This is a genomic window from Paraburkholderia sp. (assembly GCF_036488505.1).
Lineage (GTDB): Bacteria > Pseudomonadota > Gammaproteobacteria > Burkholderiales > Burkholderiaceae > Paraburkholderia.
In genome coordinates this window covers 1-6,160 of the sequence record NZ_DASXHN010000039.1, presented here as the reverse complement: position 1 = coordinate 6,160, position 6,160 = coordinate 1, and the positions used below count along the sequence as shown (strand labels likewise).

At 63.1% G+C, this 6,160-nt stretch carries 5 protein-coding genes; 1 reads left to right on the top strand and 4 read right to left on the bottom strand.

The window, feature by feature from the left end; translation table 11 throughout:
* Positions 1-67: 67 nt before the first annotated feature.
* The 4 genes from VGH68_RS02400 to VGH68_RS02385 all read right to left on the bottom strand — a co-directional run bounded on the left by VGH68_RS02400 (position 68) and on the right by VGH68_RS02385 (position 4,185).
* Positions 68-913 (bottom strand): transketolase, encoded by an 846-nt coding sequence (locus VGH68_RS02400; RefSeq protein ID WP_331601906.1) that lies wholly within the window; start codon positions 911-913, stop codon positions 68-70.
* 32 nt (positions 914-945) lie between these two features.
* Entirely contained in the window at positions 946-2,274 is a 1,329-nt protein-coding gene (locus VGH68_RS02395) for an MFS transporter (protein ID WP_331601905.1), read from the bottom strand.
* A 90-nt stretch (positions 2,275-2,364) separates the two neighbouring features.
* Positions 2,365-3,114, bottom strand: coding sequence for an SDR family NAD(P)-dependent oxidoreductase (locus VGH68_RS02390; RefSeq protein ID WP_331601904.1), 750 nt, complete (start codon positions 3,112-3,114; stop codon positions 2,365-2,367).
* A gap of 174 nt (positions 3,115-3,288) precedes the next feature.
* On the bottom strand, positions 3,289-4,185 hold the full coding sequence (locus VGH68_RS02385) for a LysR substrate-binding domain-containing protein (RefSeq protein ID WP_331601903.1): 897 nt from the start codon (positions 4,183-4,185) through the stop codon (positions 3,289-3,291).
* A 537-nt stretch (positions 4,186-4,722) separates the two neighbouring features.
* Between VGH68_RS02385 and VGH68_RS02380 the strand changes: the two genes are divergently transcribed.
* The coding region (locus tag VGH68_RS02380; RefSeq protein WP_331601902.1) for a type VI secretion system Vgr family protein at positions 4,723-6,160 on the top strand (1,438 nt) is incomplete at its 3' end.

Genomic DNA, 6,160 nt, shown 5'->3' with positions numbered 1-6,160 from the left:
TGCCCTTCGGCCGCGATCGACGCGATCATTGCCGAGGTCTTCAGGCGTGGCTTCTTTTCGATGCTGCTCATGCTTGTCTCCCTGCTTCGAGTGCGTCGAGCGCGAGCTTCCACTCGTGCGCGTCGACGCGGATGAAATGGTTCTTCTCGCGCGCTTCGAGGAACGGCACGCCACAACCCATTTTCGTGTCGCAGACGATGATGCGCGGCTGCGGTTTGTCATGCGCGCGCGCGTTATCGAACGCGCGCTTCACCGCGCCGATGTCGTTGCCGTCCACGCGCTGCGTGTACCAGCCGAACGCTTCGAGCTTGTCGACCAGCGGCTCGAACGACATGATCTGCGTCGACGGGCCGTCGGCTTGCTGATTGTTCACGTCGACCATCGCGATCAGGTTGTCGAGCTTCCAGTGCGCGGCGGACATCAGGCCTTCCCAGATCGCGCCTTCGTCGAGTTCGCCATCGGAGAAGAGCGTATAGACGAACGAGCCGGAGCCCTTGCGCTTCAGCCCGAGGTACCGTCCGACCGCAATCGTCAGACCCTGGCCGAGCGAGCCGCCCGACATTTCCATACCCGGCGTGTAGCTCGCCATGCCCGACATCGGCAGGCGGCTGTCGTCGCTGCCGTAGGTTTCGAGCTCCTCGGGCGGCAGGATGCCGGCTTCGAACAGCGCCGCGTACAGCGCAATCGCGTAGTGGCCGTTCGACAGCAGAAAGCGGTCGCGCTCTTCCCAGTCGGGGTCCTGCGGGCGGTAGCGCATCGCGCCGAAATAGGCGACGGCCAGCACGTCGGCGATGTCGAGCGCCTGGCCGATATAGCCTTGACCCTGCACTTCGCCCATCCGCAGCGCGTTTCTGCGGATCCGGTACGCGCGCTCGGCGAGCGTGACGTCCTCGATGATGATTTCGCTGTCCATATACGACTCCTTTGATGTTGCGTTCGGATCCATTAACGGTTGACGGATTTCGCCGGCACGAAGAACACGAGCGAGGCGCCCAGCGTCACCGCGATGGAGATAAAGATGAGGCCCGCGGTCGACTTGCCGGTCAGATCGTTGAGCCAGCCGACGATCGCGGGTGAAAAGAAACCGGCCAGATTGGCGAAACAGTTCACCGCGGCGATGCCCGCGGCGGCGGACATGCCACCGAGCAGGGCCGTCGGCAGCGACCAGAACTGCGACGACGCCGCGAGAATGCCCGCCGATGCGACGCTCAGGCAGACGATCGATGCGCCCACGCCGCCGAGCGCGGGCAGCGTCGCGAAGCCCGCCGCAGCAACCAGCATCGGAATCGCCAGATGGAAGCGGCGCTCGCGCCGCCGGTCCGCGCTCATGCCAATCAGCGGCAGCGCGACGATCGCGCACAGATACGGAATCGCGGTGAAAATGCCGACCCACAGCGGGTCCGCCACACCGGACTTGCGAATGATCGTCGGCAGCCAGAAGGTCAGCCCGTACTGGCCGAGCACCACGCAGAAGTAGATCGCGGCCATCAGCCACAGACGGCGATCGGCAACGAACGCGCGGATCGACACATGCGCGGTCTTGTGCGCGTCGTCGCCGGCCACGTTGCGAGCCAGCAGCGTTTTTTCCGCGTCGCTCAGCCATTTCGCGCGGGCAATGCTGTCGTCGAGATACAGCAGGATTGCGACGCCCAGCACCAGCGACGGTACGGCTTCCAGCACGAACAGCCACTTCCAGCCAGCCAGCGACATCGCGCCTTGCAACGAATGCATGATCCAGCCCGACAGCGGACCACCGAGAATCCCCGCGAACGGAATCGCCATGAAAAACAGTGACAGCGCCTTCGCACGCCGCGCGGACGGGTACCAGTACGTCAGATACAGAATCACGCCTGGCGCGAAACCCGCTTCGGCGACGCCGAGCAGAAAGCGCAGCGCATAGAAAGCGGCCGGCGACTTCACGAATACGAAACTGGCGGAAATCACCGCCCACGTCAGCATGATCCGCGCAAGCCATCTGCGCGCGCCGACCTTGTGAAGAATGATGTTGCTCGGCACCTCAAACAGGAAATAGCCAAGAAAGAAGATGCCCGCGCCGATACCGTAGATCGTTTCGCTGAAGTGCAGATCGTTGAGCATCTGCAGCTTGGCGAAGCCGACGTTGACGCGATCGAGATACGCGCCGAGATAGCACAGCATCAGGAACGGAATCAGCCGGCGACTGACCTTCGCATAGGTTTTCGCTTCGAACGTCTGCGAGTCGGCGGGTGCGATTGCGTCGCAGGCTAGCGGCGGCACGGTGTACCTGGTTTTCATGAATGTCTCCTGCCATGGCCCCGGGTTGTCCCGGGTGCATCGAAGCGCGCGCCGCGCGCTGCGGACGGTTGAGCCAGTAAAGCGCTGGGTTCAGTGAATCAGCATGCCGCCGTTCACGTCGAGCGTAGTGCCGGTCAGGTAGCTCGACAGGTCGCTCAACAGAAACAGACACGCGTTGGCGACGTCCGCGGCATCGCCGAGCCGGCCGAGCGGGATGCCCTTGATGATGTCGGCGCGCATGTCCGGCGTCAGCTTGTCGCCGGTGATGTCGGTCTGGATCAGTCCAGGGGTGATGGAATTGACGCGGATGCGATCGGGGCCGAACTCGCGCGCCATCGCCTTCGCGAGTCCGAGCACGCCGGCCTTGGCCGCGCTGTAGTGCGGACCGCCGAAGATGCCGCCGCCGCGTTGCGCGGAAACCGATGACATGCACACGATGCTGCCGCCCTGCTGATCTTTCAACGCGGGAATCACGGCCTGCGACATGTACAGCGTGCCGCGCAGGTTCACGTCCACGACCGCATCGAAATCCTTGCCGCCGATCTCGAGCGTGCGCACCGGCTGCGTGATGCCCGCATTGTTGACGAGGCCGTCGATCCGGCCGTAGCGCTCGAGCGTCGCGCGCGCCGCCGCTACGCAGGCCGCCTTGTCGGTTACGTCGCACGCGAGGCCGAGATGGCCGCTGCCGAGGCTGTCGGCCGCTGCTTCGGCGTCTTCCTTGCGCAAGTCGAGCACCACGACGTGAGCGCCGTGGGCGGCCAACGCCGCGGCGGTGGCCTTGCCGATACCGCGTGGCGACGCGGCGCCCGTGACGATGATGATCCGGTTCTCGAGCAACATCGGTTGTCTCCTGGTTGTTGATGAAGTGCCTGTAGTGTCATTTGACGGGGCCGCCGCATCAACGCGGAAACGCTCAACGATTGCTGAGAAAAATTCAGGTCAGACTTTGTCAGGCCGAGAGCCTGTGCGAAGGGCCGCTGCCTCGCATCGCGCGATGCCCGGCGCGGCGGGTTCCTAGCGCGGTAGCGTGGGTTGCGCCGCTTCCCGCTCCATCCACGCGAGAAACCGCGCGACGCGAGGCAGCTCCGCGTTCTGCACCGGGTAAACCAGATGATGCGCGCCGACTTCAACCGCGTGCGCGTCGCCGAATACCGGCACCAGCGTTCCTTCGCGAATCTTCACCGACGCGAGCATCACGCTTTCCAGCGCAATACCGATACCGAGCGCGGCGCTTTCGATCGACATATACGAGCGGTCGAACGAAAAGTCGAAGGTCTTGTTCGCCGCGGACACGCCGGTCCTGCCGAACCATTGCTTCCACTGCACGAGCGGCGTTTCCGAATAGATCAGACGATGGCTCAGCAGGTCGGCCGGCGTGTCGACCGGGTGCCGCTCCAGATACGCCGGGGACGCGAGCGGCGCAATGAACTCGCCGCGCACCGTTTTGACTTGCAGATTGCTCCAGTTGCCATAGCCGTGCCGGATGTCGATGTCGTAATAGCCGTTCGAGAAGGACACGTTCTCGTAAGAGCACGCGAGGTTCAGCTGGATGTCGCCATTGGCCTGCTGGAACGACGACAGCCTCGGCAGCAGCCACATCAGGCCAAAACTGGGACTCGAATGCACGCGCAGGATGTCCACTTCCTCACGGCTCGACGCGCGTTCCGTCGCGCGGCTGAGATCGGCGAGCGATCCCGTTACGTCCGCAAGATAGCGCTCGCCAGTCGGCGTGAGCACGAGGCCTCGCCCCGAGCGCTGGAACAACGGCTGGCCGATGATCGATTCGAGGTTACTCAATTGATGGCTCACCGCCGACGCAGTGAGCCCGAGTTCTTCGGCCGCGCGATTCACGCTTTTGGTTCGCGCAACGCTTTCTAAAGCAATGATCGATTTCAGCGGTGGGATACGCATAGTGACGTTCTGTTCAGTCGCGAGTGGGACACCCGCGCGGTTCGTGTCGCGGGTCTGCGATTGAGCGCGCAAACCGTGCGAATTGCGGGCGGCCGAGCGTGGAACCGGCTGCGTGCCGTGCGCAATTGCGCGGCGGATGGCAAGTGCATTATCCATTGTTCGCGCGCTCGCACGATTCGTTGAACGGCGGGGGTGCGGGGCCTTTTGCGCGTTGTGCGCGATCGGAGATATGGACAAGGCAGACGCCCCCGGCATCGAGTGGCCGCGCTTTTTTTCGCGAATGCTATTCCACAGCTTTGGGAATCAAATTCGGTGTTTGCGACTTGCGGGCTTTGGTGGCATCGGCCGGTCTGCATGCCGTGCGACGGGCCGCTCAGACATCGTCGGTCGGTCGTGTTTCTCCCGGTCGCGCGCGGATAGGCTGATCTCGTCGAGTTTTTGTACATTGCCTTGTTGAGCTAAATTTTAGTCCAATTCCGATAGACGGCGAAGTTTGCGGTTTCGATACTTGCGTTTGTCTCCTAACGCGACGCACGCATGTTGAAACCATCACAGCACCGCACATTAGGTATTTCCGGCGACGCGCTGCCCATGTGGGGCACTGAGCCCGTACTGGCTCCCGTGCGTCTGCGCGGCAATGAAGCCCTTGGCCGGCTTTATCGGTACGCGCTCGATGTTGTCACGGTCGAAGGTCCGACGCTGCCGGCGTGGCGCGCGCGGGAACTCGTCGTGGCCGATCGTCTTGTCGGCCAAGTCATTGATATCTCGATCGATTTCACGGACAACGGGTTGTTCGGCAGCGAGTTGCTGGAAGCCAGCGAGGCACTTGTTGCAGTCGATGCAGGCATGGGCCGCCGTACGATTTCTGGCCTCATAACAGACGTCACGCTGACAGGCACCGACGACCGGCGCGCCCGGTACCGCTTGATCGTGCGCCCCTGGCTATGGCTCGCCACGAAGAACCGCGAGAGCCGGATCTTCCAGGATGCGAGCGTCGTGGACATTACTGATCGGCTGCTGAATGCGCGTTATCCGTATCCCGTGGTGATGGACCTTGGTGGTCCCGGTTTCGATAACGGCTACCCGAAGCGCGATTACGTCCGGCAGATGTGGGAATCCGACTTCGATTTCCTCACCCGCATCTGGCGGGAATGGGGCATCTACTACCTGTTCGACGGCATGACCTTGGTGCTGTGCGATTCGCCGGGCTCGCACAAGCGGCACCACAACGCGTACGACAGGATCTGCTATCGCGCGCCTCGTAGCCGGCAGGTCGACGACGAGCACATCTACAGGCTCGCGGCCTCGCGCCGCGTTACGGCGGGCAAGGTCAGCCTGACCGATTACGACTACACGCGGCCTGGTGCATGGTTCAGGGGCGGGTATGCGAACCATAGCGCGACAGCCCACGACAATATCGAACAGCACGATTGGGGCGACTATTCGCAGCCGCTCGCCGGTGTCGCCGGATTGTCGGGTGAGCGCAATAACTACCAGGACGAAGCCGCCCATCTCGCGAGCGTGCGCGTCGATGCGATGCGCAGCCGCGGCCTGCGTCTGAAGGGCCAGGGCAATCTGCGCGGACTGACAACGGGGAAGACGTTCTGGCTCCATGACCATCCGCAGCGGGAAGTCAACACGGAGTACCTGGTTGTGTCGACCACGCTCGATATCCGTAACGCGCCGCAAAGCACTGAGTCCCCCACTACGAACGATGAATCTCGCCAGTGCGTGACCGGCTTCGTGCTGCAACCCGCCAATGCGTTTTTCAGGAACCGCCCGAAGAAGAAGCCACACTGCGCCAGCGAAACAGCGATCGTCACCGGTCCGGAAGATAAGCGGGTGTGGGTGGACGGCTACGCGCGTGTGAAGGTCCGCTTCGTGTGGGACCGGCTCGGCGCAATGGACGAGAACGCCAGCTGCTGGTTGCGCGTGTCGTCGCCGTGGCAGGGCAACGGGTTCGGCACCATCTACC